This window comes from Enterobacter sp. ODB01 (assembly GCF_001623605.1).
Lineage (GTDB): Bacteria > Pseudomonadota > Gammaproteobacteria > Enterobacterales > Enterobacteriaceae > Enterobacter > Enterobacter kobei.
Map to the genome: position 1 here is coordinate 3,784,455 of NZ_CP015227.1, position 20,318 is coordinate 3,804,772.

General features: G+C 54.7%; 21 protein-coding genes. 9 read left to right on the top strand and 12 right to left on the bottom strand.

The annotated features are described in order from the left end of the window. Nucleotides 1-70: 70 nt before the first annotated feature. The gene (gene zwf / locus A4308_RS17945) at nucleotides 71-1,546 is read right to left on the bottom strand and encodes a glucose-6-phosphate dehydrogenase (RefSeq protein WP_014884309.1); all 1,476 of its coding nucleotides are present in this window, start codon (nucleotides 1,544-1,546) and stop codon (nucleotides 71-73) included. Between the two features lie 358 nt (nucleotides 1,547-1,904). On the opposite strand from zwf, the gene A4308_RS17950 reads away from it, so the two are divergent. Then, the gene (locus tag A4308_RS17950; protein ID WP_032629265.1) at nucleotides 1,905-2,780 is read left to right on the top strand and encodes a MurR/RpiR family transcriptional regulator; all 876 of its coding nucleotides are present in this window, start codon (nucleotides 1,905-1,907) and stop codon (nucleotides 2,778-2,780) included. 134 nt (nucleotides 2,781-2,914) lie between these two features. Beyond that, nucleotides 2,915-4,357, top strand: coding sequence for a pyruvate kinase (gene pyk / locus A4308_RS17955; RefSeq protein ID WP_008500455.1), 1,443 nt, complete (start codon nucleotides 2,915-2,917; stop codon nucleotides 4,355-4,357). A gap of 44 nt (nucleotides 4,358-4,401) precedes the next feature. Here the strand turns inward: pyk and lpxM are convergent, their stop codons facing one another. The 3 genes from lpxM to znuA all read right to left on the bottom strand — a co-directional run bounded on the left by lpxM (nucleotide 4,402) and on the right by znuA (nucleotide 7,772). Then, complete coding sequence (gene lpxM, locus A4308_RS17960; protein ID WP_023330719.1) at nucleotides 4,402-5,373, bottom strand: lauroyl-Kdo(2)-lipid IV(A) myristoyltransferase; 972 nt, start codon at nucleotides 5,371-5,373, stop codon at nucleotides 4,402-4,404. Between the two features lie 119 nt (nucleotides 5,374-5,492). Further along, nucleotides 5,493-6,812: a murein DD-endopeptidase MepM gene (gene mepM / locus A4308_RS17965; RefSeq protein ID WP_014884312.1), complete on the bottom strand. Its 1,320-nt coding sequence runs from the start codon at nucleotides 6,810-6,812 to the stop codon at nucleotides 5,493-5,495. A 15-nt stretch (nucleotides 6,813-6,827) separates the two neighbouring features. Further along, nucleotides 6,828-7,772: a zinc ABC transporter substrate-binding protein ZnuA gene (znuA, locus tag A4308_RS17970; RefSeq protein WP_032629268.1), complete on the bottom strand. Its 945-nt coding sequence runs from the start codon at nucleotides 7,770-7,772 to the stop codon at nucleotides 6,828-6,830. Between the two features lie 77 nt (nucleotides 7,773-7,849). On the opposite strand from znuA, the gene znuC reads away from it, so the two are divergent. After that, nucleotides 7,850-8,605, top strand: coding sequence for a zinc ABC transporter ATP-binding protein ZnuC (gene znuC, locus A4308_RS17975; protein ID WP_014884314.1), 756 nt, complete (start codon nucleotides 7,850-7,852; stop codon nucleotides 8,603-8,605). Next, nucleotides 8,602-9,390 (top strand): zinc ABC transporter permease subunit ZnuB, encoded by a 789-nt coding sequence (znuB, locus tag A4308_RS17980; protein ID WP_014884315.1) that lies wholly within the window; start codon nucleotides 8,602-8,604, stop codon nucleotides 9,388-9,390. Before znuC ends, znuB begins: the two co-directional genes overlap by 4 nt. A gap of 125 nt (nucleotides 9,391-9,515) precedes the next feature. Here znuB and A4308_RS17985 read toward each other — a convergent pair whose 3' ends face one another. The 7 genes from A4308_RS17985 to aspS all read right to left on the bottom strand — a co-directional run bounded on the left by A4308_RS17985 (nucleotide 9,516) and on the right by aspS (nucleotide 15,420). Continuing rightward, on the bottom strand, nucleotides 9,516-9,968 hold the full coding sequence (locus A4308_RS17985) for a hypothetical protein (protein WP_014884316.1): 453 nt from the start codon (nucleotides 9,966-9,968) through the stop codon (nucleotides 9,516-9,518). 195 nt (nucleotides 9,969-10,163) lie between these two features. Continuing rightward, nucleotides 10,164-11,174 (bottom strand): Holliday junction branch migration DNA helicase RuvB, encoded by a 1,011-nt coding sequence (ruvB, locus tag A4308_RS17990; RefSeq protein ID WP_014884317.1) that lies wholly within the window; start codon nucleotides 11,172-11,174, stop codon nucleotides 10,164-10,166. A gap of 8 nt (nucleotides 11,175-11,182) precedes the next feature. Then, nucleotides 11,183-11,797, bottom strand: a complete 615-nt coding sequence (ruvA, locus tag A4308_RS17995) for a Holliday junction branch migration protein RuvA (protein WP_023330723.1) — start codon at nucleotides 11,795-11,797, stop codon at nucleotides 11,183-11,185. Between the two features lie 81 nt (nucleotides 11,798-11,878). Further along, a complete protein-coding gene (ruvC, locus tag A4308_RS18000; protein WP_063308692.1) occupies nucleotides 11,879-12,400 on the bottom strand; it encodes a crossover junction endodeoxyribonuclease RuvC in 522 nt (173 codons plus the stop codon). Nucleotides 12,401-12,434: 34 nt separating this feature from the next. Next, a complete protein-coding gene (locus tag A4308_RS18005; protein ID WP_045281177.1) occupies nucleotides 12,435-13,175 on the bottom strand; it encodes a YebC/PmpR family DNA-binding transcriptional regulator in 741 nt (246 codons plus the stop codon). A gap of 27 nt (nucleotides 13,176-13,202) precedes the next feature. Further along, on the bottom strand, nucleotides 13,203-13,646 hold the full coding sequence (gene nudB, locus A4308_RS18010) for a dihydroneopterin triphosphate diphosphatase (RefSeq protein WP_045281176.1): 444 nt from the start codon (nucleotides 13,644-13,646) through the stop codon (nucleotides 13,203-13,205). 1 nt (nucleotide 13,647) lies between these two features. Next, nucleotides 13,648-15,420 carry an aspartate--tRNA ligase gene (aspS, locus tag A4308_RS18015; RefSeq protein ID WP_014884322.1) on the bottom strand — a complete coding sequence of 591 codons (1,773 nt, stop codon included), beginning with the start codon at nucleotides 15,418-15,420 and terminating at the stop codon, nucleotides 13,648-13,650. A gap of 264 nt (nucleotides 15,421-15,684) precedes the next feature. On the opposite strand from aspS, the gene A4308_RS18020 reads away from it, so the two are divergent. From A4308_RS18020 to cmoB, 5 genes are read left to right on the top strand one after another with little or no spacing between them, the layout of a single operon-like run. Beyond that, nucleotides 15,685-16,251 (top strand): hydrolase, encoded by a 567-nt coding sequence (locus A4308_RS18020; protein ID WP_045281175.1) that lies wholly within the window; start codon nucleotides 15,685-15,687, stop codon nucleotides 16,249-16,251. After that, nucleotides 16,248-17,066: a DUF72 domain-containing protein gene (locus A4308_RS18025; protein ID WP_045281174.1), complete on the top strand. Its 819-nt coding sequence runs from the start codon at nucleotides 16,248-16,250 to the stop codon at nucleotides 17,064-17,066. The genes A4308_RS18020 and A4308_RS18025 overlap by 4 nt, the downstream gene beginning before the upstream one ends. A 51-nt stretch (nucleotides 17,067-17,117) precedes the next feature. Continuing rightward, nucleotides 17,118-17,513, top strand: coding sequence for an MAPEG family protein (locus A4308_RS18030; protein ID WP_014884325.1), 396 nt, complete (start codon nucleotides 17,118-17,120; stop codon nucleotides 17,511-17,513). Between the two features lie 40 nt (nucleotides 17,514-17,553). After that, nucleotides 17,554-18,297 carry a carboxy-S-adenosyl-L-methionine synthase CmoA gene (cmoA, locus tag A4308_RS18035; protein WP_014884326.1) on the top strand — a complete coding sequence of 248 codons (744 nt, stop codon included), beginning with the start codon at nucleotides 17,554-17,556 and terminating at the stop codon, nucleotides 18,295-18,297. Then, entirely contained in the window at nucleotides 18,294-19,265 is a 972-nt protein-coding gene (gene cmoB / locus A4308_RS18040; protein ID WP_014884327.1) for a tRNA 5-methoxyuridine(34)/uridine 5-oxyacetic acid(34) synthase CmoB, read from the top strand. The genes cmoA and cmoB overlap by 4 nt, the downstream gene beginning before the upstream one ends. A 262-nt stretch (nucleotides 19,266-19,527) precedes the next feature. Here the strand turns inward: cmoB and cutC are convergent, their stop codons facing one another. Continuing rightward, on the bottom strand, nucleotides 19,528-20,271 hold the full coding sequence (gene cutC / locus A4308_RS18045; RefSeq protein ID WP_045268904.1) for a copper homeostasis protein CutC: 744 nt from the start codon (nucleotides 20,269-20,271) through the stop codon (nucleotides 19,528-19,530). Between the last annotated feature and the right edge of the window lie 47 nt (nucleotides 20,272-20,318).

Below are 20,318 nucleotides of genomic sequence, written 5' to 3' on the forward strand. Positions count from 1 at the left end.
AAAAATTGTGCCACTAGCTGTGTTAGATCATGTTACCGGTAAAATAACACTTTCGGGCTAGTGGATTATCCTACTCAAACTCGTTCCAGGAGCGGCCATCACGGGTGATCATGGCCACCGATGCAACCGGCCCCCAGGTGCCCGCCTGATACGGTTTTGGCGCATCCTGATCGGCTGCCCAGGCTTCGGTAATGGAATCGACCCATTTCCACGCCTCTTCCACTTCATCGCGACGCACGAACAGCGCCTGGATACCACGCATGGTTTCCAGCAGCAGACGCTCATAAGCATCCGCGAGGTGCGTCTGGTTGAAGGTTTCGGAGTAGCTCAGATCCAGTTTGGTGGTCTGCAGGTTATGCTTGTGATCCAGGCCCGGCACTTTGTTGAGGATCTGGATATCAACCCCTTCGTCCGGCTGCAAACGAATGGTCAGTTTGTTCTGAGGCAGCTCCTGCCAGGACTCTTTGAACAGGTTCAGTTCCGGGTTTTTGAAGTAGACGACGACTTCGGAACATTTGGTTGGCAGACGTTTACCGGTACGCAGGTAGAACGGCACGCCCGCCCAGCGCCAGTCGTCGATATCCACGCGGATCGCCACAAAAGTCTCGGTGTTGCTGGATTTGTTCGCGCCCTCTTCTTCCAGGTAGCCCGGCACTTTTTTGCCTTGCGCAAACCCGGCGGTGTACTGGCCGCGAACGGTCTTCTCACGCACGTTGGAGCGGTCAATGCGGCGCAGCGACTTGAGCACTTTGACTTTGGCGTCGCGAATGCTGTCTGCCGTCAGGTCAGACGGCGGTGACATGGCGATCATGCACAGAATTTGCAGGAGGTGGTTCTGGATCATGTCGCGCATCTGGCCTGCCTGGTCAAAGTAACCCCAGCGGCCTTCGATACCTACTTCTTCCGCCACGGTGATTTCCACATGGTCGATAGTGCGGTTGTCCCAGTTATTCACAAACAGGGAGTTAGCAAAACGCAGCGCCAGCAGGTTCAGTACCGTCTCTTTACCGAGATAGTGGTCGATACGGTAAACCTGGCACTCTTCGAAGAACTCGCCCACCTGGTCGTTGATTTCACGCGAGGTTGCCAGAGAGGTACCCAGCGGCTTCTCCATCACCACGCGCGCCGGTTTGGCGTTCAGTTTGGCTTCGCCGAGACCTTTGCAGATGGCGCCGAAAGTGCTTGGCGGCATGGCGAAATAGTTAATGGTGACACGGTTTTTCTGATCCAGCATGGCGCCCAGGCGGTTAAACGCGCTGACGTCATTGACGTCCAGGTTGCAGAAATCAAGACGACCGCTCAGAGTATCCCACAAACTTTCATCAATTTTTTCCTTCATGAAAGTTTCGAGCGCCTCGCGGACGACTTTGGTATAAGCGTCCTTATCCCAGTCGGCGCGCCCTACCCCCAGGATACGGGTATCCGGATGAATTTGGCCCGCTTTCTCCAGTTGATACAGGGAAGGCAGCAATTTTCGGCGTGCAAGATCGCCTTTCGCGCCGAAAATGACCAGGTCACATGCCTGGGCTGTTTGCGTTACCGCCATGTCATTCTCCTCAGTTGGATCACCTGGTACTTCTGCCAGGTATCGTTGTAATTTTATTACAATGCACTGTACTGCTTTTACGTCATTCCCGAAACCATTAGCACTTATCGTCTCGTGCGATACGGCAATTTTTCGCCTTGCAGCCGATTAAGGGGGCATTATGACGCAACAAGCGTCGATAATTTGCGCAACAGGGTCATAGCAAAACCCGACATCGATCAAGTAATGAAAAAAAACAACAACATTATCTTGTCGACTGTTACCCTTTATGGAAGCCACAGGGGTAATATCGGCTAATCGAATGAAGATTTCATCCATTTATGAAATCGTTTCCACCCCCACGAGCGCCCTGTTAACAATGAATATGCTTGAAAAAATCCAGTATCAACTGGAACACCTTAGCAAATCCGAGCGAAAAGTGGCTGAAGTCATTCTTGCCTCTCCCGCTCAGGCGATTCATTCAAGCATCGCCGCGCTGGCTCAGGAAGCAGGCGTCAGCGAACCGACGGTTAACCGCTTCTGCCGTAGCCTGGAAACGCGCGGCTTTCCTGATTTTAAACTGCATCTGGCACAAAGTCTGGCAAACGGCACCCCTTATGTTAATCGTAATGTGGATGAAGACGACAGCGTAGATGCCTACACGGCGAAAATTTTTGAGTCAGCTATGGCCACGCTTGACCACGTTCGTCAGTCTCTGGATATGAGTTCGGTGAACCGTGCGGTGGATTTACTTACCCAGGCCAAGCGGATCGCGTTCTTCGGACTTGGGTCGTCGGCCGCCGTGGCGCACGATGCCATGAATAAATTCTTCCGCTTCAACGTGCCGGTGATTTATTCCGATGACATTGTGCTGCAACGCATGAGCTGTATGAATTGCAGTGAAGATGACGTCGTGGTACTCATTTCGCATACTGGCCGCACCAAAAGTCAGGTGGAACTGGCGCAGCTGGCCCGTGAAAACGATGCCATGGTGATCGCCCTCACCACCGCCGGTACGCCGCTGGCACGAGAGGCGACGCTCGCCATTACGCTGGACGTCCCGGAGGATACCGATATGTATATGCCTATGGTTTCCCGTCTGGCACAGCTCACGGTTATAGACGTGCTGGCGACCGGTTTTACCTTGCGCCGGGGCGCAAAATTCAGAGATAACTTGAAGCGAGTCAAGGAAGCGCTGAAGGAATCGCGTTTTGATAAAGAATTGCTCATAAAGAGCGATGTTTCCTTAAAGTAGATAACGAAGACGTAACCAATAATTACGATGTAATGATTTACGGCATTCGGTCCTCTCTTTGCTGCCTTGCGGCAGATGAAGGCCGATTCAATGTTCACGCAACACCAAAGTTGTTTCAGTCAACGGAGTATTACATGTCCAGAAGGCTTCGCAGAACCAAGATCGTTACCACCTTAGGCCCGGCCACCGACCGCGATAATAACCTTGAAAAGATTATCGCCGCGGGTGCCAACGTGGTGCGCATGAACTTCTCTCACGGTACGCCAGAAGACCATAAATTACGTGCCGACAAAGTGCGTGAGATCGCCGCTAAACTGGGCCGCCATGTCGCTATCCTCGGCGATCTGCAGGGTCCTAAAATTCGTGTCTCCACCTTCAAAGAAGGTAAAGTTTTCCTCAATATCGGCGATAAATTCCTGCTGGATGCCAACCTGGGCAAAGGCGAAGGCGATAAAGAAAAAGTCGGGATTGACTATAAAGGCCTGCCAGCTGACGTGGTGCCTGGCGATATCCTGCTGCTCGACGACGGACGCGTACAGCTGAAGGTGCTCGAAGTTCAGGGAATGAAAGTGTTCACCGAAGTCACCGTCGGCGGCCCGCTCTCCAACAATAAAGGTATCAACAAACTGGGCGGCGGCCTCTCTGCGGAAGCGCTGACCGATAAAGACAAAGCGGACATCGTTACTGCGGCTCTGATCGGCGTTGACTACCTGGCAGTCTCCTTCCCACGCTGTGGCGAAGATCTGAACTATGCACGCCGTCTGGCCCGTGATGCAGGCTGTGATGCCAAAATCGTTGCCAAGGTTGAACGCGCGGAAGCCGTTTGCGATCAGGACGCCATGGACGATGTGATCCTGGCTTCTGACGTGGTGATGGTGGCCCGCGGCGATTTGGGTGTGGAAATCGGCGATCCTGAGCTGGTTGGTATCCAGAAAGCGCTGATTCGTCGCGCACGTCAGCTGAACCGCGCGGTGATCACCGCGACCCAGATGATGGAATCCATGATCACCAACCCAATGCCAACCCGTGCGGAAGTGATGGACGTCGCTAACGCCGTGCTGGATGGTACCGATGCGGTGATGCTGTCTGCGGAAACCGCTGCGGGCCAATATCCTGCTGAAACCGTGGCCGCGATGGCGCGTGTCTGCCTGGGCGCAGAGAAGATCCCAAGCATCAACGTCTCAAAACACCGTCTGGACGTGCAGTTCGACAACGTGGAAGAAGCGATTGCGATGTCTGCCATGTACGCGGCAAACCATCTGAAAGGGGTTACCGCGATCATCACCATGACCGAATCAGGCCGTACCGCGCTGATGACTTCCCGTATCAGCTCCGGTCTGCCGATCTTCGCCATGTCCCGTCATGAACGTACGCTGAACCTGACGGCGCTGTACCGCGGTGTGACGCCGGTGCACTTCGACAGCACCAATGACGGCGTGGCAGCCGCGCACGATGCCGTCAATCTGCTGCGCGACAAAGGTTACCTGGTGTCCGGTGATATCGTTATCGTGACGCAGGGTGATGTGATGAGCACCATCGGCTCAACCAACACCACCCGCGTTATGACCGTCGAGTAACAACATCTGTGTTAAAAAGCCCTCTCCATCTGGAGAGGGCTTTTTTATTTCCTCGGATAAAGCTCTTTGCGTTTATAAGGTTCCGTTTCACCCGGCTTTCGCGTTTTAAGCAGCTTCAATATCCACGTGTACTGTTCGGTATGCGGCCCCACCAGGATTTCCACCTCTTCGTTCATGCGACGCGCAATGGTGCGATCGTCTGCGGTCAGCAAGTCATCCATCGGCGGCCGAACTTCAATGCTCAGACGGTGCGTTTTACCATCATAAACCGGGAAGAGTGGGATCACGCGGGCGCGACACACCTTCATCAGGCGGCCAATCGCGGGAAGTGTGGCTTTGTAGGTCGCAAAGAAGTCGACAAACTCACTGTGCTCTGGTCCGTGGTCCTGATCCGGCAGATAGTAGCCCCAGTATCCCTGACGTACGGACTGAATAAACGGCTTGATACCATCGTTACGCGCATGCAAACGACCGCCAAAACGACGACGTACGGTATTCCAGACAAAGTCGTAGATTTTGTTGCCCTGGTTATGGAACATGGCCGCCATCTTCTGACCCTGAGAAGCCATCAGCATCGCCGGGATGTCGACACCCCAACCGTGAGGAACGAGGAAAATCACCTTCTCGTCATTGCGACGCATTTCGTCAATGATTTCCAGCCCTTTCCAGTCAACACGGTCGACGATTTTTTCCGGCCCTTTCAGCGCCAGCTCTGCCATCATCGCCATTGCCTGCGGCGCGGTGGTATACATCGCATCGATGATAGCCTCGCGCTCGGCATCGCTTTTTTCGGGAAAACAGTAATAGAGGTTGATCTGCGCACGGCGACGCGCGCTTTTGCCTAAACGCCCGGCCAGACGGCCAATTTTCCCCAGCAGGGGATCGCGCAGCGCAGCAGGCAGCATAGCGATGCCTGCAAATGTGTAGACCCCGAGCCAGGCGCCCCAGTTGCGCGGATGGCGAAAGGATTTTTCAAACTCAGGAATGTATTCAATATTGTTTTTTTTTGTTTCCATGCTGGTTCCAGGGTCTGGTGACGCAAAATTTTATTGATAGTGTAGCGAGGCAGTCGTCCACGCACAAAAGAAAAAGCCGGCGCATACTGACACCGGCTTTTTTCACAAAAACAGAAGGCTTAGTTTAAGCTCAGCTGCGGTATCACCTCTTTCACCTGCGCCAGGTAATCAGAACGATCTTTACCCGTCAGGCCTTCGGTGCGTGGCAGTTTCGCCGTCAGCGGGTTTACGGCCTGTTGGTTAATCCACACTTCATAGTGCAGGTGCGGGCCGGTCGAGCGTCCGGTGTTGCCGGAGAGCGCGATACGGTCGCCACGTTTCACTTTCTGTCCAGGTTTAACCAGCAGTTTACGCAGGTGCATATAGCGGGTGGTGTAGGTACGACCGTGACGCACCGCGACATAGTAGCCTGCGGCACCGCTACGTTTAGCCACGACCACTTCACCATCACCCACAGCCAGCACCGGCGTGCCCTGCGGCATGGCAAAGTCAACGCCACGGTGTGGTGCGACGCGCCCGGTAACCGGGTTCAGACGACGCGGGTTAAAGTTAGAGGAAACGCGGAACTGTTTAGCCGTCGGGAAGCGCATAAAGCCTTTCGCCAGTCCCGTACCGCTGCGGTCGTAGAACTTACCGTCTTCGGCACGGATGGCATAGTAATCTTTGCCATCAGAGCGCAGACGTACGCCCACCAGTTGGCTCTGCTCACGCTTGCCGTCGAGCATTTCGCGAGACATCAGCACGGAAAACTCATCGCCCTTCTTCAGCTTGCGGAAATCCATCTGCCACTGCATGGCTTTGATCACCGCACTGATTTCAGAGCTGGTGAGACCGGCATCACGGGCGCTGGAAACGAAGCTTCCGCCTACTGTGCCTTTCATCACGCTGTTCACCCAGTCGCCCTTCTGCATTTCACTGGTCATTTTGAAACCGTTTGCAGTGCGATCGTAGGTGCGGGTTTCACGGCGGGACATCTCCCAGGTTAACCGCTGGAGATCGCCATCCGCCGTTAAGGTCCAGGAGAGCTGTTGCCCTATTTTCAGGTTACGCAGGTCTTTATCTGCAGCAGCGAGCTGACTGATATTCCCCATGTCGATACCGTACTGGTTGAGCACGCTGCTCAGCGTGTCACCGGTAGAGACAACATACTCGTGGATCCCGGCCTCGTTCTCGATTTTATCGTCCAGTTCATCCTGGGGAATCGCTTCATCTTCCTGAGCAGCCTGGTCGATAGGCTCACTGGCTTCAGGCAGTAAAGAACGGATCTCGCTCTTTTCAAGCTCGATGGTTTTGATGATAGGGGCAGAACTCGGGTGGTAAACATAGGGCCGCCAGACGGCGACCGCTAAGGTGAGTACTGTAAGCGACCCCAGCATAACGCGGTGGGGTCGAGGCAGATTGTTAAATGCCAGGGCGACAGAGCGGGCTATCTGTTGCACGTATTCACTTCCTCGTTAATCTCCTTTCAGGCAGCTCGCATACTGGTTCGCCAGTTGGCTGAGGAACTGCGAATAGCTCGCTTTGCTCAACTGGATATTCGTTCCTAGCGGGTCAAGGGTCCCCATGCGCACGGATGTCCCCCTGGCCACGGCTTCTACGACCGCTGGCCTGAACTGTGGCTCAGCAAAAACGCATGTCGCTTTTTGCTCAACCAACTGTGTTCTGATTTCATGTAAACGCTGCGCACCAGGTTGAATTTCAGGGTTGACGGTGAAGTGCCCAAGCGGGGTCAAACCATAGTGTTTTTCATAGTAGCCATAGGCGTCATGAAAAACGAAATACCCTTTTCCTTTCAACGGTGCGAGCTCATTACCTACCTGCTTATCGGTTGCGGCTAATTGTGCCTCAAAATCCTTCAGGTTGGCGTCTAGTTTGGCTCGACTTTGCGGCATAAGTTCCACTAATTTGTCGTGGATTGCAACCGCTGAAAGCCGCGCTATCTCTGGGGAAAGCCAGAGATGCATGTTGTACTCACCATGATGGTGATCTCCATCACCTTTTTCACCCTCTGCCGCGTGATGGTCATGTTCATCACCGTCGTCATCCGTGCCTTTCATGAGCAACGGTTTCACGCCGGAAAGCCCGGCAATCGCAACCTGTTTATCGCCTGGAATCTGTTTGGCCGACTTCTGCATAAACGCTTCCATCTCTGGTCCAATCCAGACGACTAAGTCCGCGTTTTGTAAGCGTTTTACATCTGAAGGGCGAAGAGAATAGTCATGCTCAGAGGCCCCGTCAGGCAGCAAAACCTGGGTTTCCGTCACCCCATCGGCAATGGCCGACGCGATGAATCCAAGCGGTTTAAGCGAAGCGACAACTGCCGCGTTAACATCTTGTGCGGTTGTACCCCAAAGGGCAGCGGATAATGCTGCGAAAAGAAGCGTATTTTTATGTAACATAATGCGACTAATCATCGTAGTGAATGCGTGGAATGTGATATTATAACATTCGTTGACTTCTTCAAGCTTAAATTGACATGACGACACTGGTTTCTCTCGATAATATTTCGGTCTCTTTCGGCCAGCGCCGCGTCCTCTCTGACGTGTCGCTGGATCTGAAGCCCGGCAAAATTCTGACGCTGCTTGGTCCTAATGGCGCAGGTAAATCCACGCTGGTACGGGTTGTACTGGGTCTGGTGACGCCCGATGAAGGTGTTATCACCCGCGAGGAAAAATTGCGTATCGGCTATGTGCCTCAGAAATTACATCTGGACGCCACGCTGCCTTTAACGGTGAGTCGCTTTCTGCGTCTGCGCCCCGGCACGCGGAAAGCCGATATTCTCCCGGCGCTGAAACGCGTACAGGCGGGCCACCTGATTGACGCGCCGCTGCAAAAACTTTCCGGGGGTGAGACGCAGCGCGTTTTGCTGGCGCGCGCGCTGTTGAGCAGCCCGCAACTGCTGGTGCTTGATGAGCCTACCCAGGGGGTGGACGTTAATGGTCAGGTCGCGCTTTATGATTTGATCGATCAGCTTCGCCGTGAACTGAATTGCGCCGTGCTGATGGTCTCCCACGATCTCCATCTTGTCATGGCGAAAACGGACGAAGTGCTGTGCCTTAACCATCATATTTGCTGTTCCGGCACGCCTGAAGTGGTCTCGATGCACCCGGAGTTTATCTCCATGTTTGGCCCTCGTGGCGCTGAACAGCTGGGTATTTACCGTCATCATCATAATCACCGCCATGATTTACAGGGACGAATTGTCCTGCGCCGGGGAAATGGACACTCATGATTGAACTGTTACTGCCCGGCTGGCTGGCCGGGATTATGCTTGCCTGCGCCGCGGGTCCACTCGGCTCGTTTGTGGTCTGGCGCAGAATGTCCTATTTCGGTGATACCCTCGCGCACGCCTCTTTGCTGGGCGTGGCTTTTGGTTTACTGCTGGATGTGAATCCCTTCTACGCGGTGATTGTCGTCACCCTGCTGCTGGCAGCCGGGCTGGTCTGGCTGGAGAAGCGTCCGCACCTCGCCATTGATACGCTGCTTGGCATTATGGCACACAGCGCGCTCTCGCTGGGTCTGGTGGTGGTGAGTCTGATGTCGAATATCCGCGTCGACCTGATGGCCTATCTGTTTGGCGATCTGCTTGCCGTGACGCCGGAAGATTTAATTTCCATCGCCTTCGGTGTGGTGGTGGTACTCGGTATTCTGCTCTGGCAGTGGCGTAACCTGCTGGCGATGACCGTCAGCCCGGACCTGGCTTTCGTCGACGGCGTGAAGCTGCAGCGGGTTAAGCTACTGCTGATGCTGGTGACGGCATTAACCATCGGCGTAGCGATGAAGTTCGTCGGGGCGCTGATTATTACCTCGCTGCTGATCATCCCTGCCGCCACGGCGCGCCGTTTTGCCCGCACGCCGGAGCAGATGGCCGGTGTGGCCGTGATTATCGGGATGATTGCGGTAACGGGTGGGTTAACCTTCTCGGCGTTCTATGACACGCCTGCGGGGCCGTCAGTGGTGTTGTGTGCGGCGGTGTTGTTTATTTTTAGTATGATGAAAAAACAACCGAATGCCTGAATGAACGATTGGCGCTTCGCTTCATGTGCTGTGATCAACGCATGGCGGGACTTAAACCTCTGGAGTGCGCCCATGTTGGGTGCCAACGTAAATAAGCACCGATAAAATTATCGGTGCTTATGTTATTACCTGGTACACGTTGCTAAATGCAATTTGGCACCTGGGACGTTTATACCGCCTTCCATATCAAGACACTTGACAATACCATCGGTATCAACTTTTTTCAGCTGTCCGTTAACATAGTCCCAATGACTCGCAATAGGTTCATATTCGCGTATATAAACTTTGCCGCTTGCTGGTGCGAAGGCATATTCTGGATATGTTTCCAGCATCAGCATCCCATTCATAGCGAAATTGAGCTCACGAATATTCTGCAATTCTGGATTAGAACCACATGGCTCCATCACCGCCTGCTGGTAAGCAATGCCAGTCATACATAATTTTCGTCCGTTACTGGTATTTTCAAGTTTATTATCCACCATTTTCCATGTTTGGGTTCCGGAAATAGCGGCATTCGCGGCGCCAGACAAAGCCGCCATAGTCAGAGCGGCAATAGTCAGAGCCGTCATTGTTTTCATTTTGTTATTCCTGATGTGATGATGAAATTTATTCATAGCATGGATATCGCTATAAATTCATCATAGAGGGAATAAGCGAATTATCTAAAATGATAGGTAGGATAAATTTATCCAAAATAATATGGATGATAAATCAGATGAGGTAACTAATCGGTCAGCGTCGCAGGCGAAATTTAACATCCCGCCTGCTCATCATTACGGCATTGACGGTGGCGTAATGCCGAAATGATTCCACGCCCGCACCGTCGCCATACGACCACGCGGCGTACGCTGTAAGAATCCCTGCTGGATCAAATACGGCTCCAGAACATCCTCGATAGTTTCACGCTCTTCACCGATCGCCGCCGCCAGGTTATCCAGCCCGACCGGGCCGCCAAAGAATTTATCCAGCACCGCCAGCAGCAGCTTGCGGTCCATATAGTCAAAGCCTTCGGCATCGACGTTAAGCATATCCAGCGCCTGGGCGGCAATCTCTGCCGAAATGGTGCCATCGTGCTTCACTTCGGCAAAGTCGCGCACGCGACGCAGCAGGCGGTTGGCAATACGCGGCGTACCGCGCGAACGCTTCGCCACTTCAAAAGCGCCCTCTTCGCTCATCTCCAGCCCCATATAGCGCGCGCTACGACCGACAATATGCTGCAGGTCCGGCACCTGATAAAACTCCAGACGCTGCACGATACCGAAGCGGTCGCGCAGTGGAGAGGTCAACGATCCGGCACGGGTCGTTGCGCCAATCAGGGTAAACGGCGGCAGATCGATCTTGATGGAGCGCGCAGCCGGGCCTTCACCAATCATGATATCCAGCTGGTAATCTTCCATTGCCGGATAGAGGACTTCCTCTACCACCGGAGACAGACGGTGGATTTCATCGATAAACAGTACGTCATGCGGTTCAAGGTTGGTCAGCATTGCCGCCAGATCGCCGGCTTTCTCCAGCACCGGGCCGGAGGTCGTGCGCAAGTTGACGCCCATTTCATTGGCAACGATATTCGCCAGCGTGGTTTTCCCCAACCCTGGCGGGCCAAAAATTAGCAGGTGATCGAGCGCATCGCCGCGCAGCTTTGCCGCCTGGATGAAAATCTCCATCTGGGAACGTACCTGCGGCTGGCCGATATACTCATCAAGCAGCTTCGGGCGGATCGCACGATCCACCACGTCTTCTGCCTGAAGGGTGCCTGCCGATACCAGGCGGTCTGCTTCAATCATCCTTTACCTCACAATGCAGCGCGCAGCGCTTCACGAATCAGGGTTTCACTGCTGGCATCCGGTTTGGCAATTTTACTTACCATCCGACTGGCCTCCTGAGGTTTATAGCCCAGCGCCACCAGCGCGGCAACCGCTTCCTGCTCAGCGTCATCATCTGTTGACGGCGCCCCCGGTGACGTCAGAACCAGATCGGTCGCCGGGGTGAACAGATCGCCATGCAGACCTTTAAAGCGGTCTTTCATCTCAACAATCAGACGCTCGGCGGTTTTCTTACCAATCCCCGGGAGTTTAATTAGCGCCGCAGGATCTTCGCGCTCAACGGCATTCACGAACTGCGGAGCAGACATACCGGACAAAATCGCCAGCGCCAGCTTCGGCCCCACGCCGTTGGTTTTAATCAGCTCGCGGAACAGGGTACGTTCCTGCTTGTTGTTGAAGCCGTAAAGCAACTGAGCATCTTCACGCACCACGAACTGAGTAAAGACAATCGCCTCTTTACCCGCGTCCGGCAACTCGTAGAAGCAGGTCATTGGCATGTGGACTTCATAGCCCACGCCACCCACTTCCAGCAGCACTAACGGGGGTTGTTTTTCAATGATGATGCCTCTGAGTCTGCCTATCACGTGACGCTCCTGCGTTCTGGAAAATGTTTGACTGGCGACATAATAAAAAAAGGCTGGATGTTTATCCAGCCTGATTTCTCTTTATCGTAACCTGCCTCGCGCCAGATTGAGCCGCGATTCACTCATTTGCATCACGTTCTGGCTGACGTGACAGTGGGTAATCGCAATGGCCAGCGCATCGGCGGCATCGGCCTGCGGGTTCGCGGGAAGCTTCAGCAAGGTACGCACCATATGCTGCACCTGGCTTTTCTCCGCGCTACCTATCCCCACCACCGTCTGCTTTACCTGACGTGCGGCATATTCGAACACCGGAAGATCCTGGTTCACGGCGGCAACAATCGCCACGCCGCGCGCCTGCCCCAGCTTTAGCGCCGAATCGGCGTTTTTTGCCATAAAGACCTGCTCAATGGCAAAAAAATCAGGCTGAAACTGGGTGATGATTTCAGACACGCCCGCATAAATCAGCTTCAGGCGCGACGGCAAATCGTCCACTTTGGTGCGAATACAGCCGCTGCCGAGGTAGGTTAGCTGGCGTCCCACCTGGCGGATAACGCCATAACCGGTGACGCGCGAGCCGGGGTCAATCCCAAGGATAATCGACATCACGCGTCTCCCGTAAACGGCTTATACGCTCTCATCAGAGAGTCGCTGCAACCTCATCAGAGATTTCACCGTTGTGATACACTTCCTGCACGTCGTCGCAGTCTTCGAGCATGTCGATCAGACGCAGCAGTTTTGGCGCAGTTTCCGCATCCATGTCCGCTTTGGTGGACGGGATCATGGAGACTTCCGCGTTGTCCGCTTTCAGACCCGCGGCTTCGAGTGCATCGCGCACGGCGCCCATCTCTTCCCACGCGGTGTAAACGTCAATTGCGCCATCATCGTAGGTCACCACGTCTTCCGCACCGGCTTCCAGCGCCGCTTCCATGATCGCATCTTCGTCACCTTTCTCGAAGGAGATGACGCCTTTTTTGCTGAACAGGTAAGAAACGGAACCGTCGGTACCCAGGTTGCCGCCGGTTTTGGTGAATGCATGTCGCACTTCCGCAACGGTACGGTTACGGTTATCGGACAGACACTCAACCATCACGGCAGTACCGCCAGGGCCGTAACCTTCATAAATGATGGTTTCCATGTTCGCGTCTTCATCACCGCCTACACCACGTGCGATGGCGCGGTTCAGGGTGTCACGCGTCATGTTGTTAGACAGCGCTTTATCCACCGCCGCGCGCAGACGCGGGTTAGAGGCCGGATCGCCGCCGCCCAGACGTGCCGCTGTCACCAGCTCACGAATGATTTTGGTAAAGATCTTACCGCGTTTGGCATCCTGTGCCGCTTTACGGTGTTTGGTGTTGGCCCACTTACTATGACCTGCCATAAAAAGTTCTCCAAAAATCGCGCCTTCTCAGGCAGCGTTAATTACAAATTCTTCAATCGCCTGCCGGTTGCTCCACGACTTGGTCAGTGCGGCGGCATCCGTCGCATCCACCCAGCGGTAGTTCAGGTGTTCGGTAAACACGATCTCCCGCTCATGGGGGAGCGCGAGACAGAACCACGATTCCTTATTGCGCTCAATGCCCGGCGCGTAGCGATGACGTAAATGGCTAAAAATTTCAAACTCCACCGTGCGCTGACAGTCCTTCAGGGTCAGTTGCTCGCGAGCAACATCAATGGTGACCTCTTCCTTTACTTCACGCGCGGCGGCCTGCGGCGCGGTTTCCCCCTCTTCCAGGCTGCCGGTAACCGACTGCCAGAAATCAGGATCGTCGCGCCGCTGCAACATTAGCACCCGCTTCGTGTCCTGGGCATAAATGACAACTAAGACAGAAACGGGAAGCTTGTATGTCATATCAGTTTTTCTCTTCCTTCTTCACCACCTCAATGCCCAGCTCAGCCAGTGCAGTCGGGTTAGCAAAGCTTGGCGCTTCGGTCATCAGACACGCTGCGGCAGTGGTTTTCGGGAAGGCAATAACATCACGAATGTTATCGGTACCGGTCAGCAGCATGGTCAGACGGTCAAGACCGAAAGCCAGACCTGCGTGTGGCGGTGTACCGTATTTCAGGGCGTCCAGCAAGAAGCCAAATTTCTCGCGCTGCTCCTGTTCGTTAATGCCCAGGATGCCGAACACGGTCTGCTGCATTTCGCCGCTGTGAATACGCACGGAACCCCCGCCCACTTCGTAGCCGTTGATCACCATATCGTAGGCGTTTGCCACCGCATCTTCCGGAGACGCTTTCAGCTCTGCCGCCGTCATGTCTTTTGGCGAGGTGAACGGGTGGTGCATCGCGGTCAAGCCGCCTTCACCGTCGTCTTCAAACATCGGGAAGTCAATAACCCACAGCGGTGCCCATTTGGTTTCGTCGGTCAGGCTGAGGTCTTTGCCCAGCTTCAGACGCAACGCGCCCATCGCATCGGCAACCACTTTCTTGTTGTCTGCGCCGAAGAAGATCATGTCGCCATCCTGCGCGCCGGTGCGCTCAAGGATCGCTTCCACGATGTCCGCATTCAGGAACTTCGCAACCGGGCTGGTGATCCCTTCCAGACCTTTCGCACGCTCGGTTACTTTAATATAGGCCAGACCTTTCGCGCCGTAGATCTTAATGAAGTTGCCGTAATCGTCGATCTGCTTACGGCTCAGTGCCGCACCGCCCGGTACGCGCAGGGCTGCAACACGGCCTTTCGGATCGTTAGCCGGGCCGGCGAATACCGCGAACTCAACGGATTTCACCAGGTCTGCAACATCCACCAGCTCCATCGGGTTACGCAGGTCTGGTTTGTCGGAACCGTAACGACGCTCGGCTTCGGCGAAGGTCATGATCGGGAAATCGCCCAGCTCGACGCCTTTCACGTCATTCCACAGGCTACGCACCAGCGCTTCCATCACTTCACGCACCTGCTCGGCGGTCATGAAGGAGGTTTCCACATCGATCTGGGTGAATTCTGGCTGACGGTCAGCACGCAGGTCTTCGTCGCGGAAACATTTGACTATCTGATAGTAGCGATCGAAACCGGACATCATCAGCAGCTGTTTGAACAGCTGTGGAGACTGTGGCAGCGCGTAGAATTTGCCTTTATGTACGCGGGATGGGACCAGATAATCGCGCGCACCTTCCGGTGTGGCTTTGGTCAGCATCGGGGTTTCGATATCGAGGAAACCGTGGTCATCCATGAAACGGCGCACCAGGCTGGTGATTTTCGCACGGGTTTTCAGGCGCTGGGCCATCTCCGGACGACGCAGATCCAGGTAGCGGTATTTCAGACGCGCTTCTTCCGTGTTGACGTGGTTGGAGTCCAGCGGCAGCGCTTCAGCACGGTTAATGATAACCAGATCGGACGCCAGTACTTCAATGGCACCCGTCGCCATGTCTGCGTTGACGTTTTTCTCGTCACGCGCACGCACGGTACCGGTGACCTGAATGCAGAACTCATTACGCAGCTCAGAAGCCAGCTTCAACGCATCCGCACGATCCGGGTCGAAGAACACCTGAACGATACCTTCACGGTCGCGCATATCGATGAAAATAAGGCTACCAAGATCACGACGACGGTTGACCCAACCACACAGGGTGACCTGCTGTCCGACGTGGGACTGACGCAGCTGCCCGCAATATTCTGTACGCATGAGATATCCCTTAATTAGCCGCAGGCTAAATGTCGCCTGGAATGCAGGCTACTATGTCGCAGCTTTCTGTATGTCACAACTGGATGAAAAAAGGCGGCTATTATACTGGAAATTCCGCCGGACGATAAGAGCGAACCACGGCCTGACGGTCGTTTGCTGCACTCTTATTGCGCATTCTCACAAAAATTAACAAAATTTTCCGACCCATTACAGGTCATCACGTCGTATGGTGTTACGGAAGTGATTCATTTAACGGGAGTAACGATGTTAACACTGGATGCCAGCAAAACCGCGCTTGTGGTGATTGATTTACAGGAAGGGATCCTGCCCTTTGCCGGTGGCCCGCACGCTGCGGATGATGTGGTTAGCCGCGCCGCTCGTCTGGCGGAAAAATGCCGTGCCAGCGGTGCCCCTGTAGTCATGGTGCGCGTCGGCTGGTCCGCTGATTTCGCCGAGGCGTTAAAACAGCCCGTTGATGCACAGGCGCCCGCCCATGCCCTGCCGGAAAACTGGTGGACGTATCCGGTGTCGCTGGGCAAACGCGACAGCGATATCGAAGTGACCAAACGTCAATGGGGCGCATTCTACGGAACCGATCTGGAACTGCAGCTCCGCCGTCGTGGTATCGACACGATTATTCTGTGCGGCATTTCCACCAACATCGGCGTGGAGTCTACCGCCCGTAACGCGTGGGAGCTGGGCTTTAATCTGGTGATTGCCGAAGATGCCTGCAGCGCAGCCTCCGCGGAACAGCATCAGGGCAGCATGACCCATATCTTCCCGCGTATCGGACGCGTGCGCAGCACGGACGAGATCCTCAGCGCACTATGATGTATGTGGGGTTACCCCAGTGGTCGCACCCGAAATGGGTGCGCCTGGGCATCACCGGCCTGGAAGAATATGCCCGACACTTCAACTGTGTCGAGGGCAACACGACCCTCTACGCGCTGCCTAAAGCGGAGATTGTTGAACGCTGGCGGGAGCAAACGACCGACGATTTCCGGTTCTGCTTTAAGTTTCCGGCGACCATCTCCCACAACGCCGCGCTGCGCAACTGCGGGGATTTAACCGAAGAATTCTTTTCGCGCATGTCGCCACTGGCGAACCGGATTGGACAATACTGGCTCCAGCTTCCCGCTACGTTCGGCCCGCGCGATCTGCCTGCCCTGTGGCAGTTTCTGGATAGCCTTCCCCGCGAGTTTACCTACGGCGTTGAGGTCAGGCATGCTGAATTTTTTGCCAAAGGTGAAGCAGAAATAGCGCTCAACCGCGGCCTGCTGGAACGTTCGGTCAACCGTGTCATTCTCGACAGTCGCCCCGTCCACAGTGCAATCCCGCACAGTGAAGCGATTGTGGATGCGCAACGCAAAAAACCGAAAGTGCCGGTCCACGCCATCGTTACCGCGCAAAACCCGATGGTCAGGTTCATCGGTAGCGATAACATGCAGCAAAATCAGGCGATGTTCGCCGTCTGGCTGCAAAAATTAGCGAAGTGGGAGCAAACCACTACGCCCTATCTCTTTTTACACACACCGGATATTGCGCAGGCACCCGAACTGGTCGATGCTCTCTGGCAGGCCTTGCAGGCCGCGGTTCCCGCCGTGGGCGACGCCCCCTCCATTCCACAACAATCTTCTCTTTTCTGATATCACCCCCTATCATAGTGAAGTGCCATCTGCCAAAAACAGGGAGTTTGTATGGTCAGCGCGCTGTATGCGGTGTTAGGTGCATTACTGCTGATTAAGTTTTCATTTGATGTTGTGCGTCTGAGAATGCAGTACCGCGTTTCTTATGGTGACGGCGGTTTTTCGGAACTGCAAAGCGCTATCCGCATTCACGGTAATGCGGTCGAATACATCCCCGTCGCCTTGATTTTACTGCTGTTTATGGAGATGAATGGCGCAGAAACCTGGATGGTTCACGTCTGTGGCCTGCTTCTGATTGCTGGCCGACTCATGCACTATTATGGCTTTCACCACCGCTTATTCCGCTGGCGTCGTTCCGGCATGAGCGCGACCTGGTGTTCGCTTTTGCTGATGGTGCTGGCTAACCTTTGGTATATGCCGTGGGAGTTGGTTTTCTCCCTCCATTAGCGCACAATACGCCACTTTATTTTTCCCGGATTTTTACGTTATGTCAGATCGCGACACGCTTTTTTCCGCGCCTATCGCCAGCCTGGGCGACTGGACCTTCGATGAACGGGTAGCCGAAGTCTTCCCGGATATGATCCAGCGCTCTGTTCCCGGTTATTCCAATATTATCTCTATGATCGGTATGCTGGCTGAGCGCTTCGTTCAACCCGGCACGCAGGTCTATGACCTGGGCTGCTCGCTCGGCGCGGCAACGCTGTCGGTACGTCGTAACGTTCATCATGAAGATTGCCGAATCATTGCCGTCGACAACTCCCCGGCGATGGTAGAACGCTGCCGTCGCCATATTGATGCGTATAAAGCCCCTGTACCGGTGGACGTCGTCGAAGGCGATATTCGTGAGATTGAAATTCACAACGCGTCGATGGTCATCCTGAATTTTACCCTGCAGTTCCTGGTGCCTGAAGACCGTCAGCTGCTGCTGGACAAAATTTACCAGGGGCTAAATCCCGGCGGCGCGCTGGTGCTTTCCGAGAAATTCAGCTTTGAGGATGCCGACGTTGGCGAACTGCTGTTCAATATGCACCACGATTTTAAACGTGCGAACGGTTACAGCGAGCTGGAGATCAGCCAGAAGCGCAGCATGCTGGAAAACGTGATGCTGACAGACTCCGTAGAAACCCACAAAGCACGCCTGCGCAAAGCCGGATTTGAGCATAGCGAACTGTGGTTCCAGTGCTTTAACTTTGGCTCACTGGTGGCGCTAAAAGCCGGAGATGCAGCATGATTGAGTTCAGTAATTTCTATCAGCTGATAGCTAAAAACCATCTGTCTCACTGGCTGGAAACTCTGCCCGCGCAGATTGCCGCCTGGCAGCGCGATCAGCAGCACGGCCTGTTAAAGCAGTGGTCAAATGCGGTGGAGTATCTGCCGGAGCTGACCCCGCATCGTCTGGACCTGCTTCACAGCGTCACCGCAGAAAGCGAAGCACCGCTCCCGGCCGGGCAGATCAACCGCATCGAAACGCTGATGCGTAACCTGATGCCGTGGCGCAAAGGGCCTTTCTCGCTCTACGGGGTGAACATCAACACCGAATGGCGCTCCGACTGGAAATGGGATCGCGTTCTGCCTCATCTGTCTGACCTGACCGGGCGCACTATTCTGGACGTGGGCTGCGGCAGCGGTTACCACATGTGGCGCATGATTGGCGCAGGCGCGCATCTGGCAGTCGGTATCGACCCAATGCAGCTGTTCCTTTGCCAGTTTGAAGCAGTGCGTAAACTGCTGGGCAACGACCAGCGCGCCCACCTGCTGCCGCTGGGAATTGAGCAACTTCCTGCCCTGAAAGCGTTTGATACCGTATTTTCCATGGGCGTGCTCTATCATCGTCGCTCCCCGCTTGAACATCTGTGGCAGCTGAAAGATCAGCTGGTCAGCGGCGGCGAACTGGTACTGGAAACGCTGGTGATCGAAGGTGACGAACATGCTGTTCTGGTGCCGGGCGATCGCTACGCCCAGATGCGTAACGTCTACTTTATCCCGTCCGCGCTGGCATTGAAGAACTGGCTGGAGAAGTGCGGTTTTGTGGATGTGCGGATTGCCGATGTCAGCGTGACGTCACTCGAGGAGCAGCGCCGCACCGACTGGATGATCACCGAGTCGCTGGAGCAGTTCCTTGACCCGGCCGACCACAGCAAAACCATCGAAGGCTATCCGGCGCCGATGCGTGCGGTATTGATCGCGACGAAGCCGTAACCCTTTAGCCGGGTGACGGCTACGCCTTACCCGGCCTACGCGTCGCACGTTTTCTCCAAAATAGTTCAAGTTGCAGCAAGGCGGCAACGCAGCGAATCCCCGGGAGCTTACATCAGTAAGTGACCGGGGTGAGCGAGGCGGCCAACGCGGCTGCGGCTTGAAATATGAAGGAGAAAAAAAGGCCCCTGTGTAATTTGCAGGGGCCTGGTACAAGCAAGCATCATATTGGGCGACATGATGCGCGGTAAAAATCGGTACGTTGCTACACGTGATAGCGCTCAATCAGCGACTTCATTTCCGCAACCGACTCTCCATCTACACCGTAGCGTGAATACTCATCCGCTTCAGCATCCGTCGACATTGACAGCCCTGTATTGCGATAACGCATGGGTGAAGGTATCCATTTCCCCGCAGAGCTGTGAAGCTCTTCCACCCCGGCGTTTAAAAACCGTTCCAGATTGCCGGCACGGACTCCCGCACCCGCCATTATTATTGGAACACCGGAATGGGCTTTTAGTTCCATAATTAATTGCAGACCTTTTTCAGCAGATGACTGTTGCCCTGATGTCAGAACGCGCGCCACACCCAGTTCGGCAAGGGTATCAAACGCTTGCAGTGGGTTTTTGCACATATCAAACGCACGATGAAACGTCACGGCCATTCCTTTTGCGGCGTCCATCACCTGACGCATACGCGGCAGATCGACCTCACCGTCTTCATCCAGCAGGCCGGTCACCAGCCCGGGGAACCCGAGGTCACGAACAAGGGCGATATCTTCAAGCATGGCACTGAACTCACCCGACGTATAACAAAAATCACCGCCGCGAGGACGAATAATGGGGTGTACCGGAAGGGTGACGGCCTTACGGGCCGACGTCAGCACGCCGTATGAGGGCGTTAACCCTCCTTCTTTCGGGGCGGCGCACAGTTCAATGCGATCGGCCCCTTTCCGTTGCGCGGTGACGGCACACTCCACGCTATAACAACAAATCTCCAGCAGCGCCATCGACTCCTCCTTAAAATCGGCTTAACGCGCCATCATGGCACGCCTCT

What these genes read in the sequence shown, in the direction of transcription:
- ruvC (WP_063308692.1), bottom strand. Translation starts at nt 12,400, where the DNA reads ATGTCGATTATCCTTGGGATTGACCCCGGCTCGCGCGTCACCGGTTAT.
- nudB (WP_045281176.1), bottom strand. Translation starts at nt 13,646, where the DNA reads ATGACATACAAGCTTCCCGTTTCTGTCTTAGTTGTCATTTATGCCCAG.
- A4308_RS17950 (WP_032629265.1), top strand. Translation starts at nt 1,905, where the DNA reads ATGAATATGCTTGAAAAAATCCAGTATCAACTGGAACACCTTAGCAAA.
- A4308_RS17985 (WP_014884316.1), bottom strand. Translation starts at nt 9,968, where the DNA reads ATGAAAACAATGACGGCTCTGACTATTGCCGCTCTGACTATGGCGGCT.
- A4308_RS18020 (WP_045281175.1), top strand. Translation starts at nt 15,685, where the DNA reads ATGTTAACACTGGATGCCAGCAAAACCGCGCTTGTGGTGATTGATTTA.
- A4308_RS18025 (WP_045281174.1), top strand. Translation starts at nt 16,248, where the DNA reads ATGATGTATGTGGGGTTACCCCAGTGGTCGCACCCGAAATGGGTGCGC.
- aspS (WP_014884322.1), bottom strand. Translation starts at nt 15,420, where the DNA reads ATGCGTACAGAATATTGCGGGCAGCTGCGTCAGTCCCACGTCGGACAG.
- cutC (WP_045268904.1), bottom strand. Translation starts at nt 20,271, where the DNA reads ATGGCGCTGCTGGAGATTTGTTGTTATAGCGTGGAGTGTGCCGTCACC.
- cmoB (WP_014884327.1), top strand. Translation starts at nt 18,294, where the DNA reads ATGATTGAGTTCAGTAATTTCTATCAGCTGATAGCTAAAAACCATCTG.
- znuA (WP_032629268.1), bottom strand. Translation starts at nt 7,772, where the DNA reads ATGTTACATAAAAATACGCTTCTTTTCGCAGCATTATCCGCTGCCCTT.
- zwf (WP_014884309.1), bottom strand. Translation starts at nt 1,546, where the DNA reads ATGGCGGTAACGCAAACAGCCCAGGCATGTGACCTGGTCATTTTCGGC.
- cmoA (WP_014884326.1), top strand. Translation starts at nt 17,554, where the DNA reads ATGTCAGATCGCGACACGCTTTTTTCCGCGCCTATCGCCAGCCTGGGC.
- znuC (WP_014884314.1), top strand. Translation starts at nt 7,850, where the DNA reads ATGACGACACTGGTTTCTCTCGATAATATTTCGGTCTCTTTCGGCCAG.
- ruvB (WP_014884317.1), bottom strand. Translation starts at nt 11,174, where the DNA reads ATGATTGAAGCAGACCGCCTGGTATCGGCAGGCACCCTTCAGGCAGAA.
- znuB (WP_014884315.1), top strand. Translation starts at nt 8,602, where the DNA reads ATGATTGAACTGTTACTGCCCGGCTGGCTGGCCGGGATTATGCTTGCC.
- lpxM (WP_023330719.1), bottom strand. Translation starts at nt 5,373, where the DNA reads ATGGAAACAAAAAAAAACAATATTGAATACATTCCTGAGTTTGAAAAA.
- pyk (WP_008500455.1), top strand. Translation starts at nt 2,915, where the DNA reads ATGTCCAGAAGGCTTCGCAGAACCAAGATCGTTACCACCTTAGGCCCG.
- A4308_RS18005 (WP_045281177.1), bottom strand. Translation starts at nt 13,175, where the DNA reads ATGGCAGGTCATAGTAAGTGGGCCAACACCAAACACCGTAAAGCGGCA.
- A4308_RS18030 (WP_014884325.1), top strand. Translation starts at nt 17,118, where the DNA reads ATGGTCAGCGCGCTGTATGCGGTGTTAGGTGCATTACTGCTGATTAAG.